Below are 25,279 nucleotides of genomic sequence, written 5' to 3'. Positions count from 1 at the left end.
CGTAACTCGGCAGGGTACCTGGTCACCTTTGCCATTGCTCCGTCCTCTCAAAGTCCGGAGCCTCCAGGATACCCGGGGCGGTTCAAGCAGTACCATATCCCGGTAATACTTCTTGGGAAGGAGACTCCGAAGGAGGCGGTGTGCCAGGTCTTCGAGAAAGTCAACACAGGCGGAGTATCCCTGACCGTATTCGAACTGCTTACGGCGACATTCGCAGCCGACGACTTTAACCTCCGTGACGACTGGGACGCACGCCTAAAGCGGCTGCGCAGGCACCGGGCGTTGGAGAGCGTTGAGAACACCGACTTCCTTCAAGCCATTTCGCTGCTGTCCACGCGGGCCCGCCAGCTCAACGCCGAGGCAGACGAGGCAACATCGGAGCGTTCTCCGGGAATTAGTTGCAAGCGCAAGGACGTACTGAAGCTCACGCTTCTCGATTATCAGGAGTGGGCCGAGTCGGTCACCGCTGCCTTCGAGCAGGTTGCAAGATTCCTACGTTCACAGCGAATCTTCACCGCACGAGACTTACCGTATAGGACACAACTGACACCACTTGCAGCGCTGTTCGCGGTACTTGGCAAGGACGGCGAGAACGATGGTGTGCAAGCCAAACTCGCCCGCTGGTACTGGTGCGGCGTGTTCGGCGAGTTATATGGCGGCGCCATCGAGAGCCGATTCGCGAAGGATTTGCCGCAAGTGTTGGCGTGGATCCACGGTGGAGTAGAGCCGGATACCATACGTGACGCGAATTTCACAGCATCTCGTCTGCTCAGCGTTCGTATGCGAATCAGCGCTGCGTACAAGGGCATTCATGCGCTACTGATGCGCGGAGGTGGAATGGATTTCCGCACAGGAGACACCATAGATCAGCAAACATACTACGATGAGTCGATCGATATCCATCACATCTTTCCACGAGACTGGTGTGTCAAACAGCAAATGAGTCCATCAGTATTTAATAGTATCGTCAATAAAACTCCAGTTTCAGCGCGTACAAATCGAATGATCGGGGGGAATGCCCCAAGCAGCTACCTGCAGCACCTCGAACGGACCGCGAAAATCAGCCCCGAACGCATGGATGAGATACTGCGGTCTCATCTGATTGATCCCGGTTTGCTTCGCGCCGACCGTTTTAGTGAATTTTTCGCGGCGCGAGAGGAGTCGCTCATTCAGGGCATCGAGCGCGTTATGGGCAAGCCTGTCGCCCGAGATGGCATGCCAACTGAAGAGGCCGAAGACGAGATCGACGACGACGATGCGGTTGCGTAAACGAAGGCCCGCTTCGCTCTGAGCGCGCGGCCACATCGACACCGCGAGACCGTCCAATAGGGCGGTCTCGCGGTGTGCACCACCGCCGAGAGGGGCGCTCAGCGCGCGGCGTCCGCCGGCACGTGGCGGCCGCGGGCGCCGGTGTACTCGGCGCGGGGGCGGATCAGGCGGTTGTTGGCGTACTGCTCCAGCGCGTGCGCCGTCCAGCCCGCCATGCGCGAGACGGCGAAGAGGCTGGTGTTCAGGTCGACGGGAATGCCGAGCGACTGGTAGACCAGCGCCGAGTAGAAGTCGACGTTGACCTTCAGCCCCTTCTCCGCCGCCATGATCGCGCGCACCCGGTCGGCGATCGCCAGCCAGTTGGCCGTGCGGGCGTCGCTGTCCGCCAGCACGGCGGCCATGCGGCGCAGGTGGGCGGCGCGCGGGTCGTCCACCTTGTAGACGCGGTGGCCGAAGCCGGAGAAGCGGGCCTTGATCATCTGGCGCTCGGCCGGCGGCAGCGTCTCGCGCCAGGCGAGCTTCTGCTTCACGTACACCTCGGCGCGGTCGGGCGCGCCGATCTCTTCCAGCATCACCAGCACGTCCTCGTTGGCGCCGCCGTGCTTGGGACCTTTGAGCACGGCGCAGGCCGCGGTGATCGCCGCGTGCAGGTCGGTCTCCGTCGCGGCGGCGACGCGGGCGGCGAAGGTCGAGGCGTTCAGCTCGTGGTCGGCGTGCAGGATCAGCGCCGCGTCGATCGCCCGTTCGGCCTCTGCCGAGGGCGCCGTGCCCAGCACGGCGCGCAGCAGGCTGGCGGCGATGCTGTCCGACGGCGCCGGCGCGACCGGCTCCTTGCCCGAGCGCAGGCGGTAGAAGGCGCCGACGATCAGCGGCGCCTGCACGGTCAGCCGCCGCGTCTTGCGCAGGTTCGCCTCGGTCGAGCCGTCTTCGCCGTCGGCGTCGAGGGCGCCGAGCGCGGAGACGGCGGTGCGCAGCGCCGTGAGCGGGTGCGTGGCTGCCGGCAGGCCGCGCAGCAGCGCGATCACCTCGTCGGGCAGCCGGCGCTCGTCCGCGAAGGCCCAGCGCAGCGCCGCGAGCTGCGCTGCGCTCGCCAGCTCGCCCGTCCAGAGCAGGTGGCAGACGGCCTCGAAGCTCAACTCGACCAGCTCGTCGGTGTCGTAGCCGCGATAGTAGAGCTTGCCGTGCACGCCGTCGATCTCGCAGATCGCGGATGTGCAGGCGATCACGTCTTCCAGGCCGGCCTTCGCCATCGTCGTCATGACTTCGCCTCCTCAGCGTTCGGGGGCGGTCGTCGCCGGCGGCGCCGGTCGCGCGCCGTCCCACGGCCATGGTGCGATGAAACTGGATGGAAGTCAATATCTATTGATTCATATTGATTTGTCGATACCGCGCCGCGTTGACGCCGCCGCGCCAGCCCCTACACTGAGATCGGGGAGCGCACGATGATCGACATTCACGGCGAGCTGTACCTGGACGTGCACGAGGCCGCCGCAAGCCTCGGCGTCAAGCCCGAGACGCTGTACGCCTACGTCTCGCGCGGCCGCCTGCGCAGCTTCCGCCGCGGCATCGGCCGCAACCGCCTCTACCGCAAGGCCGAGATCGACGCCCTGCTCACGCTGCAGCCGTCGTCGCCGTCCGCGCCGCCGTCACCAGCGCCAGCGCCCACCGCGGAGACGCCGGCAGCAGCGGAAGCGAGCGAGGCTGAACCGCCGGTGCCGCCCGATCAGGGCGGCTTCCCCCGCGCCGACCGCTGGGCGACGGAGCGCTAGCGATGGCCGAGCCGGGCGAGCTGGTCAAGCCGTTCGGCGTCACGGTGCTGCCCTCCGCGATCAGCTCGATCGACGCCGAGGGACTGCGCTACCGCGGCTACCGCGTCGAAGACCTCGCCGCCCGCTGCCGCTACGAAGCGGTCGCCTGGCTGCTCTGGACCGGTGAGCTGCCTTCAGCCGGCCAGCGCGCCGCGTTGCAGGCGGACCTCGCCGCGGGCGCGGCCCTGCCCGCGGCGCTGCGCACGGCGATCGCGGCGCTGCCGGGCGGCGCGCCGCCGAGCGTGCGCCTGCAGGCCGCGCTGCCTCTACTCGGGCTGCACGTCGCCGAGCTGGGCGCCCCGGTTGAAACCGTGACGACGGGCACCGTTGCGCGCCTGCTCTCCGCCGTTGTCCTGCTCGTCGCGGAGGTAGCGGCTGCCGGCAGCCGCCCGGGCGCTGACCTCCCGCTTCCGCCGCCGGAAGCGGGAATCGCCGCGCGATTTCTGGCGGCCCTGCGCGGAAGCGGCGCGGCGCCGGAGACTGCGCGGGCGCTGGAGCAGGTACTGATCCTCTACGCCGACCACGAGCTGAACGCCTCGACCTTCGCCGGCCGCGTGGCCGCCTCGACGCGCGCGGACCTGATCTCCTGCGTGCTCGCCGCCCTCTCCACCCTGCGCGGACCGCTGCACGGCGGCATCGACCGGCAGCTACGCTCGCTCTTCGCCGCCGCGCAGGAGGAGGGCGCCGAGAGCGTGGTGGAGCGCTACGCCCGCGCCGGCGCCGTGCTGCCCGGCTTCGGTCACGCCGTCTACCGCGGCATGGACCCGCGCGCCGTACTGATGCGCGAGCTGGCGCTGAGGCTGGCGCCCGCCGCCGGGCAAGGTCAACTGCTGGAGACGACCGAAGGAGTCGTCGAGGCGGCACGCGTGCGCGGCGTGCCGCCTCCCAACGTCGATCTCTATACGCTTGTGCTCTACCGGGCGCTGGACATTCCCGACCAGCTCTCCTCGCTGGTCTTCGCCATGGGCCGGCTGGCCGGCTGGTGCGCCCACATCCTGGAACAGTACGAGCGCAACCGCCTGATCCGCCCGCGTGCCGCCTACGTTGGGGCCGAACCGCGCGAACTGCCAGCCGAGTGGCCCGCGGCCGGCGATTAACGGAAGATCAGAATCAGGATGATGATGATGATGATCAGGACCAGCAGGCCCCCGCCGATGTACATGTTCGCTTCCTCTCCGTCGTCTGTCGCGGCGTCATCGACCGCAGCCGCGCGGGCTGACTCGATCGCCGCGCCATCGTCACGCCTTCCGCGCGACAGGGACAGGGTAGGCGGCAGCTCAGGAACGGCGCATACCCAACCGAGCCGTCTCATGACGTCAAACGGTGGTAGGCCGGCGACGGAGATGCGGGCCTGCAGGTGGTAGACTGGTGGAAGATTCGTGATCGTGACACCGCGGCCAGCGCAGAGGAGTGCGACCCGGCGATGAATCTGCCTTTGCCCAACCGGCCGCGTGTGGCCGTGGTCGAGATGAACGGTACGATCGGCGGCGGCGTGCGCTCGCGCAGCTATGCGCCGCTGTTCAAGGCATTGCGCGAGGACCGCGGCGTGCGGGCGCTGGTGCTCGACATCGATTCGCCGGGCGGCTCCGCCTCGGAGTCGGATTACCTTTACGGCCAGATCCGCCGCGCGGCGGCGCGCAAGCCGGTGATCGCCTTCATTCGCGGCACCGGCGCCTCGGGCGCCTACTTCATCGCCTGCGCCGGCCAGCGCATCATTGCGCAGCGCTCCAGCATCATCGGCAGCATCGGCGTGATCACGATCCGGCCGCAGGTGCAGGAGCTGCTGGAGAAGATCGGCGTCAAGGTCAGCGTCACGGCCACGGGCCCGCTTAAAGGGATGGGGCTGCCCTTCCGTGAGGAGTCGGAGCAGGAGAAGGCGAAGAACGAGGCGCTGGTCGGCGCCTTCTTCGAGCACTTCATCGACGTGGTTGCCGCGGGCCGCAAGGTGTCGAAGGAGACGGTGCGCGGCTGGGCCACCGGCGAGGTCTTCTGGGCGCCGCAGGCGCTGGAGCGCGGCATGGTCGACGAGCTGGGCGACCTCGAACACGCGGTCGCCGTGGCGGCGAAGCTGGTCGATATCTCGCCGAAGCAGGCGGTGACCGTGCGGCCGAAGCTGCCCTTCCCGCAGCGGCTGCTGCAGCGCGCCGCCGCGGCCTCGCTCAACGCCGCCCGCGCCGAGGCCGAGCGCCTGTTCGCAGCGCGCGTCGAGTATCGCTAAGCGGCCGGCCCCCTCAGACCAGATCGCGCAGCTCGAACCATGGCCCGTCCGTGCAGAAGAGGCGCGTGCCCTGACGCCGCGTCGCTACCGGGCAGGCCATGCACAAGCCCGTGCCGCAGGGCAGCGGCTGCCAGCGCATCGCGTGAACGGGCGTGCGACTCTGCGCCCGCAGGCGGCCGGCGCTCAGCTCGCGCAGCACGGCGTCGTCGCCGCAGACAAACACCTCGTCGGCCCAGGCGAGCCGGTCGATCAGCGCGCCTGCCGCCGCCGGTCCCGCGTCGGCCGCAATTTCTACCTCGACTTCCGGCGGCAGCAAGCCGGGCGGAAGGGCCGGCATGCCGGCGGCCGGCGCCGTCACCAGCGCGACTGAGACGCCGCGGACAACCGCCAGCTCGGCCATGAGCAGCAGCGGCGCGATCTCGATAGCGGCGCCGCCCAGCAGCAGGTGGCGCGTGCTCGCCGCCGGCGCCATGCCGCGGCCGCACCAGCCGATCACGCGCAGCGTGTCGCCGGTCCGGCGCTCCGCCAGCCAGGCGCTGCCTTTGCCCGCCGCCGCAACCAGCAGGCCGAAGCGCCGGCCTTCGCCCGCTGAGCCGAGCGTGCTGGTGAGGAAGAATGGGCGCGGCAGGAAGGGATCGAGGCCGTCGCCGCACTGGATCATCAGGAACTGGCCGGGCAGCGGGCGATCGGGCAGCTCGGGCGCTGCGAGCACGAGACGGTCATACGGGAGCAGCAGCTCCTCGGCTTCTACGACCCGCGCCCGCGTCACGATCACCGCGCGGCGGACTCCGCCGCCGCGGCGGGCTGGCGATACTGCGGCAATGGCAGCACCTGGTAGCCAGCGCCGCCCGCCAGCGCCTGCGCCGCCGCCAGCGCCGTGTCGATCGAGGTGAAGCAGGGGATGCGGCGTTCGGCGGCGGCCCGGCGAATATTGAAGCCGTCGCGCACCGGACCGCGGCCGCCTTCCGGCGTATTGATCACCGCGTTCACCAGCCCGCTGGAGACCACGTCGATCACGTTCGGATGCCCTTCCGCCACCCGTTTCGCCACCTGCTCGACGGGGATATCGATCGCGCGCAGCAGCGCCGCCGTGCCGCTCGTCGCGTAGAAGCGGTAGCCGGCCGAATGCAGCAGCCGCGCCACGTCGAGCGCGTCGGCCTTGTCGCGGTCGGCCACGGTCAGCAGCACGGCGCCGTTCGGCGGCAGCATCAGGTCGCAGGCGAGCAGCGCCTTCGCCAGCGCCGCCGGATAGGTCCGATCGACGCCCATCACCTCGCCCGTGGACTTCATCTCCGGGCCGAGATAGGTGTCCACGCCCACGAGCTTCGCCATGGAGAAGACCGGCGCCTTGACCGCGACCAGCGGCTGCCGCGGCCAGAGGCCGGCGGGGTAGCCCTGCGCCGCGATCGAGCGGCCGAGCATGATGTTCACCGCGAGCTCGACCATGGGCACGCCGGTGACTTTGCTCAAGAAGGGCACCGTGCGGCTGCCGCGCGGGTTCACTTCCAGCACGTAGACCGACGACGGCCCGCCTTCGGGGTCGCGCAGGATCACGTACTGGACGTTGATCAGTCCCTTCGCGCCCAGCGCCACGCCGATGCGCTCGGTGTAGCTCACCAGCGTCTCGACCTCGTCCTCGCGCAGACGCACGCCGGGGTAGACGGCCATCGAGTCGCCCGAGTGCACGCCGGCGCGCTCGACGTGCTCCATGATGCCGGGAATCAGCACCTGGGCGCCGTCGCAGATCGCGTCGACCTCGACCTCTTTGCCCTGCAGGTACTTGTCGATCAGGATCGGCCGGCCCGACGGCAGCTCGACGGCCGCGCCCATATAGCGGATCAGTTCTTGAGGCCCCTCCACGATCTCCATCGCGCGGCCGCCGAGCACGTACGACGGCCGCACCAGCACCGGGTAGCCGATCGACTGCGCCGTCTTCAGCGCGTCATCGATGTTCGTCACGGCCGAGCCGGGCGGCTGCGGCACGCCGATGCGCTGCAGGAACTCCTCGAAGCGGCGGCGGTCCTCGGCCAGGTCGATGACCTCGGCGTCGGAGCCGATGATCGGCAGGTTCGCCGCCGTCAGCGGCCCGGCGAGGTTGATCGCCGTCTGCCCGCCGAACTGCACGATCGAGGACGGCGGCTCGCCCGCGCCGTTTTCAGCCTCGCCACAGGTCTCGTTCTCGATGATGTCGCGCACCGCCTCTTCGTCCAGCGGCTCGAAGTAGAGCCGCTCGCAGGTGTCGAAGTCGGTGGAGACGGTCTCGGGGTTGGAGTTGGCCATCAGCGCCCGGTAGCCGGCGCGCTGCAGCGCCCAGGCCGCCTGCACCGAGCAGTAGTCGAACTCGATCCCCTGGCCGATGCGGATCGGGCCGCTGCCGATCACGAGCGCGGTCGGCCCGGCCTGCGGCTTGGCCTCGTTCTCCTGCTCGTAGGTGCTGTAGAAATAGGGCGTGGCCGCGTCGAACTCGGCGGCGCAGGTGTCCACCATCTTGTAGACGGGGCGGATCTGCCACTGCTTGCGTTGCTCGCGCACCTGCTCGGGCAAAAGATCGGCCAGCGTGCCGATCTGGCGGTCGGAGAAGCCCATGCGCTTGGCGCGGCGCAGGAGGGCCGGCGTCAGCGGCTCGGAGAGCAGCCGCTTCTCCATCGCCACGAGGTTCTCCAGCCGCTCCAAAAACCAGGGGTCGATGCCGGTCTGCCGCGCGATCGCCAGCGGCTCAACGCGGCGGCGCAGCATCGCGATCAGCGTCCACAGCCGCTCGTCGTTGGCCGCAAGCGGCCACTCGCCGTCCCGTGCCCACTCCGGCCGCTCCCAGAGCAGCGAGCGGCCACCCACTTCGAGCGAGCGCACCGCCTTCTGCAGGGCGGCCTCGAAGGTGCGGTCGATCGCCATCACCTCGCCCGTCGCCTTCATCTGCGTGCCGAGCGAGCGGTCGCCGAGCGGGAACTTGTCGAAGGGCCAGCGCGGAATCTTGACGACCACGTAGTCCAGCGCCGGCTCGAAGGCGGCGGTCGTTTTCTGCGTGACGGCGTTGGCGATCTCGTCCAGCCGCCGGCCGACGGCGATCTTCGCCGCCACGCGGGCGATCGGGTAGCCGGTCGCCTTGCTGGCCAGCGCCGAGGAGCGCGAGACGCGGGGATTGACCTCGATCACGTAATAGGGCAGTGCCTGCTGATCGCCCGGCTCCCACTCGGTTACGTCGGGCCGCGGGCCGAGCGAGAACTGCACGTTGCAGCCGCCCTCGATGCCGAGCGCGCGGATGATCTTCAGGCTGGCGGTGCGCAGCATCTGGTAATCGCGGTCGGAGAGCGTCTGGCTGGGCGCGACGACGATGCTGTCGCCGGTGTGCACGCCCATGGGGTCGAGGTTTTCCATGTTGCAGACGGTGATGCAGGTGCCGGCGCCGTCGCGCATCACCTCGTACTCGACCTCCTTCCAGCCGCCGAGATACTTTTCGACGAGGACCTGGTGGATCGGGCTGGCGTCGATGCCGCCCTGGGCGATGCGGTCGAACTCTTCCAGCGTGAAGGCGATGCCGCCGCCGGTGCCGCCGAGCGTGAAGGCCGGCCGGATCACGGCGGGCAGGCCGATGTGCTCCAGCGCCGCGTGCGCCGCCGCCAGGTTGGTAACCGTCTCGCCTTCGAGCACCGGCTCGCCGATCTCCGCCAGCATCCGCTTGAACAGTTCGCGGTCCTCGGCGCGCTGGATCGCGGCGAGCGGCGTGCCCAGCAGGCGCACGTCGTACTTCTGCAGCACGCCCGCCTCGTGCAGCGCCACGGCCAGGTTGAGGCCGGTCTGCCCGCCGAGCGTGGCGAGCAGCCCCTCCGGCCGCTCGCGGGCGATGATCCGCTCCAGCACGGGCACGGTCAGCGGCTCGATGTACACGACGTCGGCGATGCCCTCGTCGGTCATGATCGTGGCGGGGTTGGAGTTGACCAGGATCGAGCGCACGCCTTCTTCGCGCATCGCCTTGCAGGCCTGCGTGCCGGCGTAGTCGAACTCCGCCGCCTGGCCGATCACGATCGGGCCGGAGCCGATGATCAGGACGCTGCTGGGCTTGTTCACCGCTGTTCGTCTACTCCCTCGTCGCCGTCACCAGAATACTCGGCCCCGTCCGAGCGCCCCGGCAGCTCGATCACGCCGTCGCCGTTGCGCCGGGCGCCGTCCGGCCGCGCCGGCTCGACCCGCTGCCAGCCCGCGCCGAAGCTGATCTGCCTCGGCGCCGCGGCCGACGCGTCGGCCGTCGTGAAGCGCCGCACGCCAACCGCGAGGGAGACGAGCCCGACCGCCGCGAACGCCGCCGGGAAGACCGTCAGCAGCCCGATGCAGTTGAACAGGTCGTCCGTCGCCAGGCAGCGGATGCCGAGCACGATGCACAGCGCCGCGCCGAGCAGCCCCACCGCCGCGATCGCCAGGCAACCGTAGCCCTGCCGCCGGCTGATCGCGACCGGCTCAGGCGTCACGGCGCGACCCGGCGGACGAGGAAATAGGATGTAGGAAGTAGGAGATAGGGAGGGACGGCCTTGTAGCCCTATTTCCTCTTTCCTTTTTCCTACTTCCTCGCCTACAGCGGCAGCTCAAAGCGCATCTCCGGGTTCTGCATCGGCACCAGCGCGCCGAGCGCCGACAGGAACGACAGCGCCGGCGGATTGTTCTCCGGCAGGCGGCCGCGCACGCGGCGGTAGCCATGCTCGCGCGCGAAGTCGAGCACACATTCGCCGAGCTGCGTCGCCAGGCCGCGCCGGCGGTGCTCCGGCAGCACCCAGACGCCGATCGTGCCCGTGTCGGGCTCCTCCGTGTTGTAGTCCAGCGCGGCGAAGGCCACGATCTGGTCGCCGACCTCGGCCACGTAGAGGCAGCCCTGGTCGCCCAGCCGCCGCAGCCAACCGGCCACCTGTTCAGCGGACATCGCCTCGCGGAAACCGACCGGGTTTGGCTCCTGCATGATGCGGGCGATGACCGCCGCGATCGCGGGCGCATCGGCCGCCGTTGCCAGCCGCAGTGTCGCCTCAGCCGTCGTCATGGCGCGCCCCCAATCTGAGGTTGTCCGAGGTTGTCCTGTGAGCGCGTCGCGCGCTCGCCGGCCGCTCGCTTCACCCGGCCGCCTTCGCGCCCTGGGCAGACTGCACGAGGTCGAGAAAGCGGTCGAAGAGATACATGTTGTCGCGCGGGCCGGGCGCCGCCTCGGAGTGGTACTGGATCGAGACGATCGGCAGGTCGCGGTGCGAGAGGCCCTCGCAGGTGTTGTCGTTGAGATTCAGATGGCTGACCTGGGCGCCGCCGCGCAGCCCCTCCCCGTCCACCGCGTAGCCGTGGTTCTGCGAGGTGATGTAGACATTGCCCGTGGCCAGGTCCTTGACCGGGTGGTTGGCGCCGTGGTGGCCAAACTTGAGCTTGTACGTCTTCGCCCCGAACACCTGCCCGAGCACTTGATGGCCCAGGCAGATGCCGAGGATCGGCACGCGCCCGACCAGTCCCTCGACCGTCTTCACCACGTAATCGAGCTTCTCCGGGTCGCCGGGACCGGGCGAGAGCACCACGCCATCGGGCCGCAGCGCCAGCACGTCGGCGGCCGGCGTTGTTGCCGGCAGCGCGGTGGTGCGGTAGCCCCTGGCGTTGAGCATGCGCATGATGTTGTATTTGACGCCGGTGTCGAGCACGGCGATCTTCCCACGCGGCTCGCCGTCCGCCGCCTCCCAGTCGTAGGGCACGGGCGTGGAAACCTCACGCGCCAGGTCGGTGGTGCCGTAGGGTGGGCGCTCGCGCAGCCAGGCCAGCGCCTCCTCGGGCGCTTCGCCCGGCGCCGAGATCGCGGCCATGAGCACGCCGCTCGAGCGCAAGCGCCGCGTCAGCGCACGCGTGTCGATGCCAGCGATCGCGGGCACGCCGCGTGCCGTCAAAAACTCCCGCAGGCTTTCGCCGCTGCGCCAGTGGCTGGGTAGGTCGCACTCCTCGCGCATCACCATGCCCGCGGCCTGAATCTTGCGCGACTCGACGTCGTCGAGGTTGGTGCCGTAGTTGCCGATCAGTGGGTAGGTCATGGTCACGATCTGGCCGGCGTAGGATGGGTCGGTGAGGATCTCCTCGTAGCCGGTCATCGAGGTGTTGAAGACCAGCTCGCCGAAGCCGCGCACGGGCGCGCCCGCCGCCAGGCCGGCGAACCGCGCGCCGTCTTCGAGCACCAGCCAGGCCTGTTCGTCCACCGTCAACCGCCTCACGCCCCGGCGGCAAGGGCCGCCGTTTCGTACACAAGGGTACCATCGACGATCGTCGCGATCACGCGGCCGCGCACCCGCCGCCCGCGGAAGGGCGTGTTCTTGCCCAGCGAGGCGAACTCTCGCGGGTCCACGGCCCACTCCGCCTCGGGGTCGAGCAGCACGGCGTCGGCCGGCGCGCCGGGCGCCAGCGTGCCGAGGCCGGAGACGAAGCGGTCGAGGCCGAGCGCCCGCACCGGCGCGGCCGTCAGCGCCTCGATCGCGCGGCTGAGCGAAAGCTCGCCCGCCTGCACCAACTCCAGCAGCAGTGGCAGCGCCGTCTCCAGGCCGCTGATGCCCGGCGCCGCCTGGTCGAACTCGCATTCTTTATCTGTGAGGGCGTGCGGCGCATGGTCGGTGGCCACGCAATCGATCGCGCCCTCGGCCAGGGCACGGCGGCAGGCGTCGCGGTCCGCACGGCCGCGCAGGGGCGGATTGACGCGCGCGGCCGTGTCGTAGGCCGGCACGCCTGAGCCGGGCGGGCCGTAGAGCGCGGCCTCGTCGGTGAGGGTGAGGTGGTGCGGCGTGACCTCGGCCGTGACGTGCACGCCGCGGGCCTTTGCGGCGGCGACGACGACGATCGAGCCGGCGGTGCTGACGTGAGCGATGTGCACGTGAGCGCCGGTGAGTTCGGCAAGGCCGCAGTCGCGCGCCACCATCGCCTCTTCGGCCGCGGCGGGCTGACCTTTGAGGCCGAGGCGCGTGCTCACCCAGCCCTCGTGCAGCACGCCGCCCTTCGCCAGCGACGGCTCCTCGCAATGGTTGATCACCGCCAGACCGAGGCCGGAGGCGTATTCGAGCGCCCGCCGCATCAGCTCGGCGTCGGCCACGGGGCTGCCGTCGTCGCTGAAGGCGATGCAGCCCGCCTCGGCCAGCTCCGCCAGCTCCGCCAGTTGCTTACCGGCGCGGCCCAGCGTGACGGCGCCGATCGGCAGCACGCGGGCGAGGCCGGCGGCCCGGGCCGTGCGCAGCACGAACTCGACCACCGAGCGGTTGTCCGTCGCCGGCTCGGTGTTGGGCATGGCGCAGACGGTGGTGAAGCCGCCGCGCACGGCCGCCCCGAGGCCGGTGCGGATCGTCTCCTTGTACTCCTGGCCCGGTTCGCGCAGGTGGCAGTGCAGGTCCACGAAGCCGGGCGCCAGCACCAGCCCGGCGCCGTCCAGCACGCGCTCGGCCGGCCCGTCTGCTCCGGCGACGACGCGGCCATCGACGAAGCGCACGTCTTCCACGCGATCGATGTCCCGCGCCGGGTCGATCAGCCGCGCCCCGCGGATCAGCAGCGAACCCATGCCGGCCTCCTGCCGTTTCTTGCCGGCGGCTACGCGCCGCGCCCGATCAGGTAGAGCAGCGCCATGCGCACGGCGACGCCGTTCGTCACCTGCTCCTCGATCACCGACTGCAGCGAGCGGGCTACATCCGGCGCGATCTCCACGCCCTCGTTCATCGGGCCGGGGTGCATCACCAGCGCGTGCGGCGCGGCCAGCGCCACGCGCTCGCTGCTGATGCCGTAGCGGCGCGAATACTCGCGCAGGCTGGGCAGCAGGCCAGCCTGCATGCGCTCATGCTGCAGGCGCAAGGTCATCACCACGTCGGCGCCGCGCAGCGCCCGCTCGATCTGCGGCTCGATCGTCACGCCGGGCAGCGCGATCTCTTCCTGCTCCGTCTGCACGCGGCGGCCGAGCCCCGCGGGCAGCAAGGTTGGCGGGGCGCAGAGCACGATCTCGGCGCCCATGACGGAGAGCCCCCAGATGTCGGAGCGGGCGACGCGGCTGTGGGCGATGTCGCCGACGATGGCAACGCGCCGGCCGCGCAGGCTGCCGAGCCGGCTCTGCATCGTGTAGAGGTCGAGCAGCGCCTGCGTGGGATGCGCGTGCCAGCCGTCGCCCCCGTTGAGCACCGCCGCGTCGGTGTGCGCCGCGGCAAGATACGGCGCGCCGCTGCTCTTATGGCGCATCACAAGGATGTTGACACCGATCGCACGCAGCGTCTTCACGGTGTCGACCAGCGATTCGCCCTTCTCCACGCTGCTGCCGCTGGCGCTGACGTTGATCACGTCCGCGCCGAGCACCTTGCCCGCCAGCTCGAAGGAGGCGCGGGTGCGGGTACTGGCCTCGTAGAACAGCGTCGCCACGGTCGTGCCGCGCAGGGCGGGCACGCGCGGCACATCGCGCGCCAGCACCTCGCGCATGGCGTCGGTCGTTTCGAGCACGTACTCGATCTCGTCGCGGCTGAAGTCGTCGAGGTCGAGCACGTGGCGATGGCGCCAGCGGCCCGTGGCGGGGACGGTCGGCGCCGTCGTCACAGCCGCCGGGGCGCCGGCCGCCGTGTCCCGCGAGCCACCGGTTTCAAGGGCGGCGGCGCCGTGCCCGGCCGAACCATTCATCCGGACCAGTTGCAAATCGTCGCGTGCCATCAGTCGCCCTCCCGCGCCAGCAGCAGCACCGCGTCGCGGCCGTCCGTCTCCCGCAGCAAGACCTGGACCTCTTCGTCTCGCCGTGTCGGCACGTTCTTGCCGACGAAATCAGCGCGGATCGGCAGCTCGCGGTGGCCGCGGTCCACCAGCACCGCCAGCAGGATGCGCCGCGGCCGGCCGAAGTCGATCAGCGCGTCGAGCGCGGCGCGGATCGTGCGCCCGGTGTAGAGCACGTCGTCCACCAGCACGACGTCTTTGTCGGCGATACCCACGGGGATATCGCTGCGGTGCAAGGCGGGGCGCACGCCGCGGCGGCCAAGGTCGTCGCGGTGCAGGCTGACATCCAGGGCGCCGCAGGGGACGGCGGTGTTCTCGAAGCCGTCGATCAGCCCGGCCATGCGCCGGGCCAGGGGCACGCCGCGCGTGTGCAGGCCGACGAGCACGAGGCCGCCGGCGCCGTGCGCCTCTTCGACGATCTCGTGCGAGAGGCGCACCACGGCGCGGCGCACGTCGTCCGCCGTCATCAACTCGCGGCCGCTCATGAAAAAACCTCCCTCGAACGGGAGGCCGGGGAATGCACACGCCGGGCCACGTGGAAGCCGCCAGGCAGCAGGGGCACAACCACACCGCGCTCCTTGCGGGCCTCACAGGACCCACTTAAAGGCTCGCCGCACACCGCCCAATCGGCCGGCTCGATTACAGGGTAACAAGCCGGCCCCGGCTCCGGCAACTGCAGCACGGCAGTACGGCGCGAGGCCTTTGCATAACGGTGCGCCCGCTCGGCCCTCATCCTCTCTTCTCTCCTTCCCCCAATTTGCAACATCGCGCGAAGCGCGATCTGGGATGAGGGAAGGAGACGATCCAGCCTGAAGCGTTCCGGTTCTCCTGCGGTTAGCCCGACACCGTCCGAGTCGTGCTGCGCACGATCGCCCCTCGCCCAGGATTGGGCGAGGGGTATGTGAAATGAGGTGAGGGTCGAGGGCCGATCCGATCGGGCGTTGACGCCGCTTTCGGGGCGGTGCTAGCGTGTCGCTGCCTCGGCGGAATAGCCGTTCACGAAGCAGCGAGTGAAGGGACGACGGCGTGCAGGAGGCGCGCATACCGGAAACGGCGCTGCGCGAGCTGGCGGAGCGCATGTTGGCCACGCGGCGGCTGCTGATCGCCAGCAACCGTGGCCCGGCCGAGTTCCAGATCGAGGACGGCGGCTCGCTCTCCAGCTCACGTGGCAGCGGCGGCCTGGTGACGGCGCTGGCCGCCGTCAGCCACTTCGCCGAGCTGACCTGGATCGCCTCGGCCATGACCGACGGCGACCACGCGATCGCCGCGGACGGCCGCGCCGTCCCGCTGGGTGAAGACGGCATGCGTGTCCGCTTCGTGACGCTGCCGCCGCGCAGCTATCACCAGTTCTACAACGTAATCTGCAATCAGCAGCTCTGGTTCTTGCAGCACTACATGTGGAACACGCCGCGCAATCCCAACATCAGCCGCTCGATCTACGAGGCATGGGAGAACGGCTACGCGCCGGCCAACGCGGCTTTCGCCGCGGCGATCGCGGAGGAGGCCGCCGCGGACACCCAGCCGCCGTACGTGATGTTGCAGGACTACCATCTCTATCTCACGCCCAGGCTGGTGCGCGAGCAGCTTCCCGGCGCAGTCATCCAGCACTTCACCCACATTCCCTGGCCCGACCCGCGCTACTGGGCATTGCTGCCGCGGACGATGCGCGATCAGATCTTCGGTCATCTCTGCGGCGCCGATGTGATCGGCCTGCAAACGGTGCGCGACACCCGCAACTTCCTGCAGGGAGCAGAATCGTTTCTGCCCGGCGTCGAGGTCGATTACCGCCGCTCCACCGTCTGGTGGGAGGGCCACCTGACGCTGGTGCGGGCCTATCCGATCGCCATCGATGCGGGCGGCTTGCAGGAGTTCGCCGGCTCGGAAGCCGTGGGCGACTACGAGCGGCGCCTGGCGCCGCTGCTCACCCGGCGTACGATCGTGCGTGTGGACCGCGCGGAGCCGAGCAAGAACCTGCTGCGCGGCTTCCGTGCCTACGATCTGCTGTTGCAACGCCACCCGGAGTACCGGCGCACGACGCAAATGCTGGCATGCATCGTGCCCTCGCGCACGGACGTCGGCCTCTACCAGACGTACACCGACGAGGTCTTCGAGCTGATCGAGGCGATCAACGACGAGTACGGCGAAGCCGGCTGGCAGCCGATCGTGCGCTTCTACGAGAACAACTACGCGCAGGCGATCGCCGCGATGAAGCAGTACGACGTGCTGATGGTGAACCCCGTGATCGACGGCATGAACCTCGTCGCCAAAGAAGGGCCCCTCGTGAACACGCGCGACGGCGTGCTGCTGCTCTCCGAGACGGCGGGCGCCTATGAACAACTCGGTGGCCTGGCGCTGCCGCTGGCGCCGGCCGACATCGAGGGCACCGTGCGCGCCCTGCGCGACGCCCTGGAGATGCCGGCCGAGGAGCGCCGCCGCCGCGCCGCCGGCCTGCGCGAGCTGGTCGCCGCCGACGACATCCTCAACTGGCTGCTGCGCCAGTTCTCCGACCTGCACGCGCTGGCGTGAGGTGGGGCGTGCAGCGAGGCGAGGCTACGCCGGGCGGCTGGCGGCGGCGGCCGCGGCAGCGGGCTGCGCGAAGAGCGCCCAGCCGGCTGCGGCTCGCTCCATCACGACCGGCAGGTCTTCGCTGAGCAGCAGGCGGCGGGCGATCAACTCATCGGCAGCGGCGCGCACGCGTTGCAGGTAGTCGTCGCGGTCGGTGTACCGCTCGGCGATGCTGCGGCGCGGATCGCCCTGCGCGGCGGCCTGCTCCGGTGTCGCCGCGAAGGGGAAGATGCTGCCCAGCACGTTCGCCAGCGCCTCCGGCGCACCCGTGTCGGGGTGGCGCAGGTTCCAGCCGGTGTAGCTCGCCAGCGGCACGGCGACCTCGGGCAGGCGGATGCCGCCCAGCTCGTTGCCGTCGGCGTCGAGCGCGGGCACCAGCGTGGGATACTCGCGGCCCGCGGCAGGCGGCTCCTGCGCGATAACGCCGCGCGGCCAGTCGGGGCCGTAGTCCGGCTCGTAGGCCGGGCGCGAGCCCGGGGGGAAGCGCACGCCGGGCACTGCTGGCCACTGGCTCGCCGCGGCCGCGCCGCTCACCAGCGTGCGGTCGGCGAGGCGCGGATAGCAGCTCGCCGGCGGCTCCGAGCCGTCCCGCACCCAGGCTTCGAGCGCGAGGAACAGCGCCCGCAGCGACGCGCGGCGATCGACCGGCGTGGCCGGATAGCGGCCGATCGGATCGGCCACGCCGGGCTGGTTGCCCGCCGCGCCGGGCGGGAAGGGGCCGGCGACGTGCCCGGTGCCGGCGAAGTGGTAGATGCGCACGTTCTCGGCCGGCGGCGCGTCACGCGTGCCCAGCGGGTCGGTGTGGATCAGCGAGGCGCCCTTCGCCCAGTACTCGTTCGAGCTGTTGGTGTAGAAGAGCTTCGGCGCGCGGCCGCGGGCCAGCAGGCGGTCGAGCTGACCGGCGTTGCGGCCGCTGAGCGGATCGGGCACGGGCAGGTCGTGGAAGGGATACTGCTCGGTGGGGTAGCCGTTGCCCTCGTGGCCGCGGTCGAAGCGCGAGGGCTGGGCGAAGCGGTGGTTGAACGAGCCGCGCGGCGCACCGGCGATGTCACAGAGCACGCCGTCGAACACCATCCGGCCCGTCTCGTCCTCGTTGAAGCCTTCGTAGAGAAAATGGCGCAGGAAGCGGCCGCTCTGCGAGACGCCCCAGGCGATCGCCCGCGCCGGCAGCGGCCCGCCCTGTTCGGCCAGCGGATTCGCTTCGCCCCGCTCGTAGCGCAGGCAGGAGACGAAGTCGCGCACGGCGGCGAAGCCGAGGCCGGCCAGCGGCGGGTTCTCGCCGCGGAAGACCACCTCGTAGATGCGGCCGGGCGCGAAGCCGCCCTCCAGCCAGAGGTGCGAGCGGCCCGGCGCCGGCGTCCCGCCGTTCTCCGCTGCTGGCCGGCCGCAGAAGCGCCAGGCGCCGCGCGGCAACGGCCGCGGCGGGTCGAAAGGCGCATCGCGCACGGTCAGCACCGCGTCCGGCTGCTCGGGGTCGGCCGGCTCCAGCGGCAGGTGGTCGCGATCGGCCAGCGGCATCAGCGCCGTCTGCCTGCCGGGCACGAACTGGCAGCGCACCGGGCCGGAGACCGGCGCGGAGGGCGCCTGCATCGTCATGCGCCCCAGCCCGTCCGTCGCGTCCCACTGCCAGGCGCAGGCGGCGATCGTGACGCCGCGGCGCATGAGCAGGCCGTCGCCGAGGTGCTCGGCGCGCTGCGGGCGGTTGTTGACGAGCGCGTTGTTGAGGCGCAGCGCCGTCTTGTTGCCGCGGTTGAGCACGTCGAAGAGCAGCGTGCCATTGCCGCGCGCCGCCTCGCTCGGGCGCACGATCCAGAGATCGGCGCTGAAACGCACGCGGCCGGCGGCGTCGCGCGGCGCCAGCGCCAGGTCGCAGATCGGCGCGTTCAGCGGCTGCGCCGGGTCGAGCGCGAAGCTCGCGCGCCCCGTCAGCGTTTCGTACGGCCCGGCTGCGCCAAACGGCTCGCCGTCGGCAACCAATCGCCGGTCATCGATGCGCAGTTCGCTGAGCATGGCCGCCGCCTCCCTTCGCTCCGCCGCCCAGCGTACGCGCCAGCGGGCGCGGTGAACAGGGCCGGCAGCGACGGTGAGGCGGACTGGCGGCTCAGCCGGCCGCCCACTCGTAGGCGGCGTGCAGCCAGGCGAGCAGCTCTGCGTCCACGTCTTCGGGCGCGCCGAGGGCGACGCGATGCGTGACGCGCCCGCTGCCGAAGGAACCGGCGGGCTGCAGCCGCTCCGTGCTCTGCAGGTGCGGGCCGATCAGGCCGATGTCCACGCGCTTGCTCGAAACCGGCTGGATCACGGCGAACTGCTTGCCGCGGGTGAAGGTCATGTAGGTCTGGCGGGCCTCCACGCGCACATCCTCGCCCAGTGACCGCGCCGCCCCGGCCGCGCGTTCATAGATCGGCAGCAGCGCCGCCTTCGCGCCGGCGTACTGTTTGGCCAGCAGCGCATCGGCGCTCGGCTCAACGAAGTCGGCCGGCTTCTCCGCCTCGCTCACGACGAGGAAGGCGGTGCTGTGGCCCAGCCCGTACGCGGCCTTGAGCCAGTCGACGCGCGGCTTGAAGCCGCCCAGGCCGGCGCCGCGCACGATCGTCACCCACTCGTCCAGCGAGCGGCCGGTCTTCTCCGGCAGGCTGCGCAGGATGGCGGTGCGCATCTCGGCGGGACCACGCAGCGCGGGCATCGGCCAATCCCTCCCCGGCAAACGGCGGTGCCTGCCGCGATCGTACGACGCGCAGTCCGCCGCGCCGGCCCGGATTATGGCAGGCCGCGCGGCGATCTCGTCGTGGGTGCAACGGTGTGTCCGTCGATGGTGCAGGCGGGCTGCCCGCCCCGAGCGCGGCCCCTGGCGGGCAGATCGTCACTCCGCCAGCAGCGGCTCGCTCGCGGGCGGGGCGGGCTGGTCCGCGCCGGCGGGGTGGCGCATCGTGGCGGCGGCGTCGCGGTCGGGCACGCGCAGGGCCAGCAGCGCCGCCAAAAGCGCCAGCGCCGCCGCGGCCAGGTAGGCCGCGTGATAAGCGCCGGCGTGCGGGTGCGCCGCGCCGGCCGCGTCGTGCCGCAGCGGCCCGGCGATCGCCAGCACACTGCTGAGCAGAGCCACGCCGGTGGCCGCGCCGAGCTGGCGCTGCGCGTTGAACAGCGTGGAGGCGCGGCCCATCTGGCTCGGCGTCACCGTGGCGAAGCCCGCCGCCTGGTTGGGCAAGAAGACGAAGGCCATGCCCGTGCCCACGGCGAACATCAGCAGGCGGATCAGCCAGGCGCTCGTCTCCAGGCCGATGAAGCTGAGCAGCGTCATCATCGCCGCCACCCAGAGCATGCCCGCCGCCATCAGCCGCCGCGGCCCCACGTACGGATAGACCCGCGCCACAAGCTGCATCGAGAGCAGCACGCCGATCGCCTCGGGGAAGGTCGTCAGGCCCGATTCGAGCGCCGAGTCGCCGCGCGCCTCCTGCAGGAAGAGCGGCGTCACGAACAGCACGCCGAGGAAGGCGGCGCTGGCCGTCATCGAGGTCGTGGTGCAGCTCTGGAAGAGGCGGTTGGCGAACAGGCGCAACTGCACCATCGGCGCGGCCGTGCGCAGCTCCATCCGGACGAACGCCGCCAGCAGCAGCAGGCCGGCGCCCGCCGAGACGAGCACGGCGGCCGAGTCCCAGCCGCGCGAGGGGCCTTCCGTGACGGCGTACATCAGCAGGGGAAAGCCCGTGCCCGCCAGCAGGAAGCCGGGCAGGTCGAAGCGCCCGGCGGCGTGCTCACGGTGCTCGCGCAGAAAGAGCAGGCCGAAGAGCAGCGCCGCACAGCCCACCGGCACGTTCACGTAGAAGGCCCAGCGCCAGGAGAGCTTGTCCACGATCAGGCCGCCCAGCACCGGCCCGCTCGCCGGCGCGATGATCCCCGGCACGACGAGGATGCGCGAGGCACGCACGCGCTGCTCCGGCGGGAAGGTGCGGAAGAGCATCGCCATGCCCACCGGCGTGAGCATGCCGCCGCCGGCGCCCTGCAGCGTACGAAACGCGACCAGCTCGCCGAAGCTCTGCGCCTGGCCGCAGAGCGCCGAGGCGAGGCTGAAGATCAGCAGGGCGCAGAGAAAGACGCGCTTGGTGCCGAAGCGGTCGCCCAGCCAGCCGGAGGCGGGAATGAAGACGGCGAGGCTGATCAGGTAGCCGATGATCACGCCGTCGATCGAGGCGCCGGTGACGTGGAAGCGATTGCCGAGCGTGGGCAGCGCCACGTTGACGACGGTGCTGTCCATCGCGCTCATGAACTGCGCCGCGACGTAGACGGCGGCCACGGTGATGCGGGGATCGAGTTCGCGGCGTGTCACAGACCCGGCCCCAGCTCCTCCGCCACCGCCGCAAGCACCGCCTGGTACCAGCCCGGCTGGCGCAGGAAGTGCTCGATCAGCAGGTGCTCATTCACGTCGTGCTGGCGGTTGTTCGACTGCGCCCCCGGCAGCCAGTAGGCGGGCAGCCCCAGCACGTCGGTAAAGACGTAGGCCGGCAGCGTGCCGCCCAGCAGCGGCAGGATCACCGGTTCCTGTCCCCAGTAGGCGCGCGTGGCGACAACCACCGCCGCGTAGCCACGCTCGCCGGGCGAGGTGTACGACGCGGGACAGCCCGGCGTGCGGCGCATGGAGATCGTCACCCCGCGCGAGCGGGCGACCTCGTCCAGCCGTGCCGCCTCGATCGCTTCCAGCACCTCGTCGGGCTGCGTGTCCGGCGTCACGCGCACGTCCAGCGTGGCCTGCGCCCAGCCGGGGATGATCGTGCGCGTCGCGCCGGGCGTCACGCCCTCGCTGACGATGCCGTTGACGTTCACCGTCGGGTCGAGAAACGGCTCCCAGGCGGCGCGGTTGGGCAGTTCGGCGAAGGCCGTGAGCACGTCCTCGCGGAAAGCGGTGCGCGTGCGGGCGATGGCGGCCACCCGCTCGCCCAGGCCGGCGATCAGGCGGGCCAGCGGCGTCACCGGGCTGGCGACGATGTTGCCGTAGTTGCCGGAATGGACGGACTGGCCACGGCCGTTGTCTGCCCGCAGCTCCACGCCGACAATGCCACGCACGCCCAGCACGATCGTGGGCGCATCGTTTGACTTCGGCCCGTCCGAGCCGGCCAGCAGGTCGGCCTCGATGCGGGCGCGGTGGCGGCGCACGATCGCTTCGAGGTGCGGGCTGCCGTGCTCCTCCTCGCCGTCGAGCAGGATCTTCACCGTGCCGCGCAGCGTGCCCGCCGCCCGCCCCTGCAGCACGCCGAGGATGTTGCCCAGGTGCTGGCCCTTGTTGTCGCAGCCGCCGCGGCCGACGAGGTAGAGCCGGCCCAGCTCGGCCTCGGGCAGCGCCGCGGGCTCGGCGGGCTCCTCGCCGAGGAAGTAGGACGGCGTCCACGGGTCGCAGGCGCGGCCGCCCCAGCGCCAGCCGGCCAGGTCGCCGGGAGGCTGCACGTCGTAGTGGCCGTAGAGCAGCACCGCCGGGCCGGGCGCGGCGCCGCGCACCTCGGCAAAGAGCGCCGGCGCCCCTTCGTGTTCCTCCGGCCACAGCGCTTCGAAGTCGAGGCCAAGCTCCCGCCAGAAGGCGCGCACGGCCGCGACCTGCTCGGCGCCGACGGCGCGGCTCTGCGTCTTGATGCGCACGTAGCGGTCGAGCAGGGCGAGGCGGTCGTGCGCGGAGGTCGGTACGGTCATGCGAAGCTCCCCGGTTGCCGGTGTCGTGCCGGACGGCATCAGTCGAGCGCGATGCGCTCACCAAGCTGCGCCACGGAGACCATCCAGCCAAGCTGCTGTTCGATCAGGCTTTGCAGCGCCGCCGCCGACGCCGGCTCGCCGTGCACGAGGAAGAGGCGGCGTGGCGGGCGCAGCGCCTGCTTCAGCCAGCGCAGCACTTCGCCGCGGTCGGCGTGGGCGGAAAGCCCCTGCACGTCCATGATCTGCGCCCGCACCGGCACCGTGTGGCCGTACATGTTGACTTGCGTGGCGCCGTCCAGCAACTGCCGGCCGAGCGTGCCTTCGCCCTGGTAGCCGGCGAAGAGCACGGTGGTGCGCGGATCGTCCAAGTGGTGTTCGAGGTGATGCAGGATGCGCCCGCCCGTGGCCATGCCGCTGCCGGCGATGATGATCGCCGGGCCGGTCACGGCGTTGAGCTTCTTCGACTCCTCTGCGCTGCGCACGATCGTGAGGCCGTGCGGCTCCAGCGGGCTTGAGCCGTTGCGGATGCGCTCGGCCATCTCCGCGTCGTACTCCTCCGGGTGGCCGGCGAGCACGGCGGTGGCGCCGGTGGCGAGCGGCGAATCGACGTAGATCGGCACACACGGCAGTTCGCCCGTGTCCTGCAAGGCGCGCAGCACGTACAGCAACTCCTGCGTGCGGCCCACGGCGAAGGCGGGGATCAGGATCGGCCCGCCGTGCTGCAGCGCCTCCTTCAAGGCATCACCCAGCAGGTGCTCGGCGCTCTGCACGGGGTGGTCGCGGTCGCCGTAGGTCGATTCGACGACCAGGTAGTCGGCCGCGGGCGGCGGGTCGGGATCGGGCAGGATCGGCGCGCCGTAGCGGCCGAGGTCGCCGCTGAAGGCGATGCTGCGCCGCCCGCCGCCCGCGGCGGGCAGATCCAGCAACGCGATCGCCGAGCCGGGGATGTGGCCGGCGCGGAAGAAGGTCGCGGTGACGCCGTCGAGCGGCGCGAACGGCTGCTGGTAGAGCCGCGGCTTGATGTAGCGGGCGGTGTTGACCGCGTCGTCCTCGGTGTAGAGCGGCGGCTCGGCGTGGCCGTGGCGGGCGTCGCGCTCGGCGTCCTCTTCCTGGATGCGGCCGGAGTCGGGCAGCATGATCGCGCAGAGCGCCGCCGTGGCCGGCGTGGCGAACATTGTGCCGCGCCAGCCGGCCTTGCCCAGCACGGGCAGGGCGCCGGAGTGGTCCAGGTGGGCGTGCGTGAGCAGCAGGGCGCCGGCGTGCAGCGTCTCGGTGTCGGGCGGCTGGCGGTTGCGATCGCGCAGCTCCTTGCCGCCCTGAAAGAGGCCGTAGTCGACCAGCACGCCGCGCCCATCGGGCAGCGCCAGCAGAAAGCGCGAGCCGGTGACCGTGCCCGCCGCGCCGTTGATCACGAACTCCAGCCGGCCGTGCGTCGTCATGCCGCCTCCCGCCGGGCGCTGAAGCGCCCCACGTGGGCGATGCTACCGCGAAGCCGGCTGACGGCGCACCTAACCCTGACGGCGCAGGCGCCGTCTATCCCTTCCAGACACGGGCAGGGCCTCCTGGAGCGCTCCAAAGGGCGTGCGAGGGCGGCGGGGTTGGGGGTGTCTTCGCGGGTGGCGCGGGTCGCCTCTGCCGGATTCGTGCTCAGCGCGGGCGGAACTTCTCGATGCGGTTGTTGCTTGTGTCCGCGACGTCGATGTCGCCGTGCGAGTCGACCGCGATGCCTCCGGGCTCGTGGAACCGGCCATCGCCGGTGCCGCGGCCCCCCCATTCTCCCAGGTAGTTGCCCTGGCTGTCGAACTTCACGACGCGGTTCTGGTACTCATCGCTGACATACACGTCGCCCGCTGCGTCCAGCGCGAGCCCAAGCGGGTATATGATCTGTCCTGAGCCGAATCCGACGCCGCCCCACGTCCGTACTACGCGGCCCTGCGCGTCCAGCACCACTACCCGGTCGTTGTCGGTATCTGCCACGTAGATCTTGCCCGCGCGGTCCACAGCGAGCGGCTGCGGGCTGTAGAACTCACCGGGACCACTGCCCGGCGATCCCCAGACGCCGCGCAGGCTGCCATCGGGCGCAAAGACCTGAATCCTGCCGGCATCAGGACCGCCATCGCCGATATAGACGGTGCCATTGTGCGCAATCGCCAGAGAGCCAGGCCAGCTGAATTGTCCTGGAGCGCTGCCCGTGCCGCGGCTCGGCCAGGCTCCAAGGAAGCGTCCGCTGCTGGTGAACTGCTGCATCCTGCCGCTGTCATCCATGACATCAATGATCCCGTTGGCATCGACCGCAATTCCGCCTGCCCTGCCCGGTGGGTGGCGGAACTCGAACTGCCCGTCCCCGGTACCGGAACTTCCCCAAGTGGTGAGCAGCTTCCCGTCGCGATCGAACTTGACGATGCGGTTCTTACTCACGTCCATCACGTAGAGGTTGTCTTGCGCGTCAAGCGCGAGCAAGGTAGGCGCAAAATCGGCCAGCCCGCCGTCGCTTTGCCAGACAAACACGGCCGGGCCGTTGCCATTGAGGCTTGAGGCCGGATCTGGCTGGTCGGGCGGCGACGGCGTGACGCTCGGTGCTGGCGTCGGAGCGGTCTCGGTCGGGGCGGTGCCGGCGGGCGCCCGCGCCGCGGCCGCAGGCTTTGCGGCCGGGGCGTGGGCGCGCCCGCCGCCCGGCGCAACGATCACGACGCCCACGCCGACGGCCACGGCGATCGCCACCACGGCCAGCGCGGCGAGCGCGAGGATGATCGCAATGGTGCGGGTGCGGCTGACCTTTTGCGCCTGCTGTTGCTCGCGCCACCATTGCGCCAGTTCGCTGCGGTCGGCGCAGCCGGTTTCGGCCAGCAGCTCGCTCACGTGCCATTTCACCGTCTCGAAGGAGAGACCGAGCCGCTCGGCGATGGCGGGGTTGGACTCGCCAGCGGCGATGCCATCCAGCACGCGCTGCTGTGCGGCCGACGGCTGCCAGACGGCTTTGGCCCGGTGATAGCCCATGCGCGTGCTCATCTGAAGCCTCCGA

General features: G+C 70.7%; 21 protein-coding genes. 5 read left to right on the top strand and 16 right to left on the bottom strand.

Going from position 1 to position 25,279, the window contains the following annotated elements; all coding sequences use genetic code 11:
* Positions 1-1,269, top strand: a 1,269-nt coding sequence (locus tag VKV26_25805) for a hypothetical protein (protein ID HLZ73335.1), incomplete at its 5' end; no start/stop codon positions are given.
* Positions 1,270-1,367: 98 nt separating this feature from the next.
* Here the strand turns inward: VKV26_25805 and VKV26_25800 are convergent.
* Entirely contained in the window at positions 1,368-2,528 is a 1,161-nt protein-coding gene (locus tag VKV26_25800) for a citrate/2-methylcitrate synthase (GenBank protein HLZ73334.1), read from the bottom strand.
* Positions 2,529-2,711: 183 nt separating this feature from the next.
* Between VKV26_25800 and VKV26_25795 the strand changes: the two genes are divergently transcribed.
* Positions 2,712-3,038, top strand: a complete 327-nt coding sequence (locus VKV26_25795; protein ID HLZ73333.1) for a helix-turn-helix domain-containing protein — start codon at positions 2,712-2,714, stop codon at positions 3,036-3,038.
* A gap of 2 nt (positions 3,039-3,040) precedes the next feature.
* Positions 3,041-4,174, top strand: a complete 1,134-nt coding sequence (locus tag VKV26_25790; protein ID HLZ73332.1) for a citrate/2-methylcitrate synthase — start codon at positions 3,041-3,043, stop codon at positions 4,172-4,174.
* Here the strand turns inward: VKV26_25790 and VKV26_25785 are convergent.
* Positions 4,171-4,389: a hypothetical protein gene (locus tag VKV26_25785; protein HLZ73331.1), complete on the bottom strand. Its 219-nt coding sequence runs from the start codon at positions 4,387-4,389 to the stop codon at positions 4,171-4,173. The two genes, VKV26_25790 and VKV26_25785, sit on opposite strands and share 4 nt — an antisense overlap.
* A 111-nt stretch (positions 4,390-4,500) precedes the next feature.
* Between VKV26_25785 and sppA the strand changes: the two genes are divergently transcribed.
* Positions 4,501-5,295: a signal peptide peptidase SppA gene (gene sppA, locus VKV26_25780; protein HLZ73330.1), complete on the top strand. Its 795-nt coding sequence runs from the start codon at positions 4,501-4,503 to the stop codon at positions 5,293-5,295.
* Positions 5,296-5,308: 13 nt separating this feature from the next.
* Here sppA and VKV26_25775 read toward each other — a convergent pair whose 3' ends face one another.
* From VKV26_25775 to pyrR, 8 genes are all read right to left on the bottom strand, one after another.
* Entirely contained in the window at positions 5,309-6,070 is a 762-nt protein-coding gene (locus VKV26_25775; GenBank protein ID HLZ73329.1) for a hypothetical protein, read from the bottom strand.
* Positions 6,067-9,360 (bottom strand): carbamoyl-phosphate synthase large subunit, encoded by a 3,294-nt coding sequence (carB, locus tag VKV26_25770; GenBank protein ID HLZ73328.1) that lies wholly within the window; start codon positions 9,358-9,360, stop codon positions 6,067-6,069. The genes VKV26_25775 and carB overlap by 4 nt, the downstream gene beginning before the upstream one ends.
* Positions 9,357-9,758: a hypothetical protein gene (locus VKV26_25765; protein ID HLZ73327.1), complete on the bottom strand. Its 402-nt coding sequence runs from the start codon at positions 9,756-9,758 to the stop codon at positions 9,357-9,359. Before VKV26_25765 ends, carB begins: the two co-directional genes overlap by 4 nt.
* Positions 9,759-9,859: 101 nt before the next feature.
* Complete coding sequence (locus VKV26_25760; GenBank protein ID HLZ73326.1) at positions 9,860-10,318, bottom strand: GNAT family N-acetyltransferase; 459 nt, start codon at positions 10,316-10,318, stop codon at positions 9,860-9,862.
* Positions 10,319-10,388: 70 nt separating this feature from the next.
* Positions 10,389-11,498, bottom strand: a complete 1,110-nt coding sequence (gene carA, locus VKV26_25755; protein HLZ73325.1) for a glutamine-hydrolyzing carbamoyl-phosphate synthase small subunit — start codon at positions 11,496-11,498, stop codon at positions 10,389-10,391.
* An 11-nt stretch (positions 11,499-11,509) separates the two neighbouring features.
* Positions 11,510-12,838, bottom strand: a complete 1,329-nt coding sequence (locus VKV26_25750; GenBank protein HLZ73324.1) for a dihydroorotase — start codon at positions 12,836-12,838, stop codon at positions 11,510-11,512.
* Positions 12,839-12,867: 29 nt separating this feature from the next.
* Positions 12,868-13,962 (bottom strand): aspartate carbamoyltransferase catalytic subunit, encoded by a 1,095-nt coding sequence (locus VKV26_25745; protein HLZ73323.1) that lies wholly within the window; start codon positions 13,960-13,962, stop codon positions 12,868-12,870.
* Positions 13,962-14,504, bottom strand: a complete 543-nt coding sequence (pyrR, locus tag VKV26_25740) for a bifunctional pyr operon transcriptional regulator/uracil phosphoribosyltransferase PyrR (protein HLZ73322.1) — start codon at positions 14,502-14,504, stop codon at positions 13,962-13,964. Before pyrR ends, VKV26_25745 begins: the two co-directional genes overlap by 1 nt.
* A gap of 541 nt (positions 14,505-15,045) precedes the next feature.
* On the opposite strand from pyrR, the gene VKV26_25735 reads away from it, so the two are divergent.
* The gene (locus VKV26_25735; protein HLZ73321.1) at positions 15,046-16,545 is read left to right on the top strand and encodes a trehalose-6-phosphate synthase; all 1,500 of its coding nucleotides are present in this window, start codon (positions 15,046-15,048) and stop codon (positions 16,543-16,545) included.
* 24 nt (positions 16,546-16,569) lie between these two features.
* On the opposite strand, the gene VKV26_25730 is transcribed toward VKV26_25735, so the two are convergent.
* The 6 genes from VKV26_25730 to VKV26_25705 all read right to left on the bottom strand — a co-directional run bounded on the left by VKV26_25730 (position 16,570) and on the right by VKV26_25705 (position 25,266).
* Positions 16,570-18,594 carry an alpha/beta hydrolase domain-containing protein gene (locus VKV26_25730; protein HLZ73320.1) on the bottom strand — a complete coding sequence of 675 codons (2,025 nt, stop codon included), beginning with the start codon at positions 18,592-18,594 and terminating at the stop codon, positions 16,570-16,572.
* 91 nt (positions 18,595-18,685) lie between these two features.
* Positions 18,686-19,267 (bottom strand): DUF5655 domain-containing protein, encoded by a 582-nt coding sequence (locus VKV26_25725; protein ID HLZ73319.1) that lies wholly within the window; start codon positions 19,265-19,267, stop codon positions 18,686-18,688.
* Between the two features lie 177 nt (positions 19,268-19,444).
* Positions 19,445-20,905 (bottom strand): MDR family MFS transporter, encoded by a 1,461-nt coding sequence (locus VKV26_25720; protein HLZ73318.1) that lies wholly within the window; start codon positions 20,903-20,905, stop codon positions 19,445-19,447.
* Positions 20,902-22,257 carry a M20/M25/M40 family metallo-hydrolase gene (locus tag VKV26_25715; protein HLZ73317.1) on the bottom strand — a complete coding sequence of 452 codons (1,356 nt, stop codon included), beginning with the start codon at positions 22,255-22,257 and terminating at the stop codon, positions 20,902-20,904. Before VKV26_25715 ends, VKV26_25720 begins: the two co-directional genes overlap by 4 nt.
* Before the next feature lie 38 nt (positions 22,258-22,295).
* The gene (locus VKV26_25710; GenBank protein HLZ73316.1) at positions 22,296-23,696 is read right to left on the bottom strand and encodes an MBL fold metallo-hydrolase; all 1,401 of its coding nucleotides are present in this window, start codon (positions 23,694-23,696) and stop codon (positions 22,296-22,298) included.
* A 208-nt stretch (positions 23,697-23,904) separates the two neighbouring features.
* On the bottom strand, positions 23,905-25,266 hold the full coding sequence (locus tag VKV26_25705; protein ID HLZ73315.1) for a LuxR C-terminal-related transcriptional regulator: 1,362 nt from the start codon (positions 25,264-25,266) through the stop codon (positions 23,905-23,907).
* Positions 25,267-25,279: the final 13 nt, after the last annotated feature.

This window comes from Dehalococcoidia bacterium, from assembly GCA_035310145.1.
Taxonomy (GTDB): domain Bacteria; phylum Chloroflexota; class Dehalococcoidia; order CAUJGQ01; family CAUJGQ01; genus CALFMN01.
This window is presented reverse-complemented; position numbering and strand designations above follow the sequence as displayed.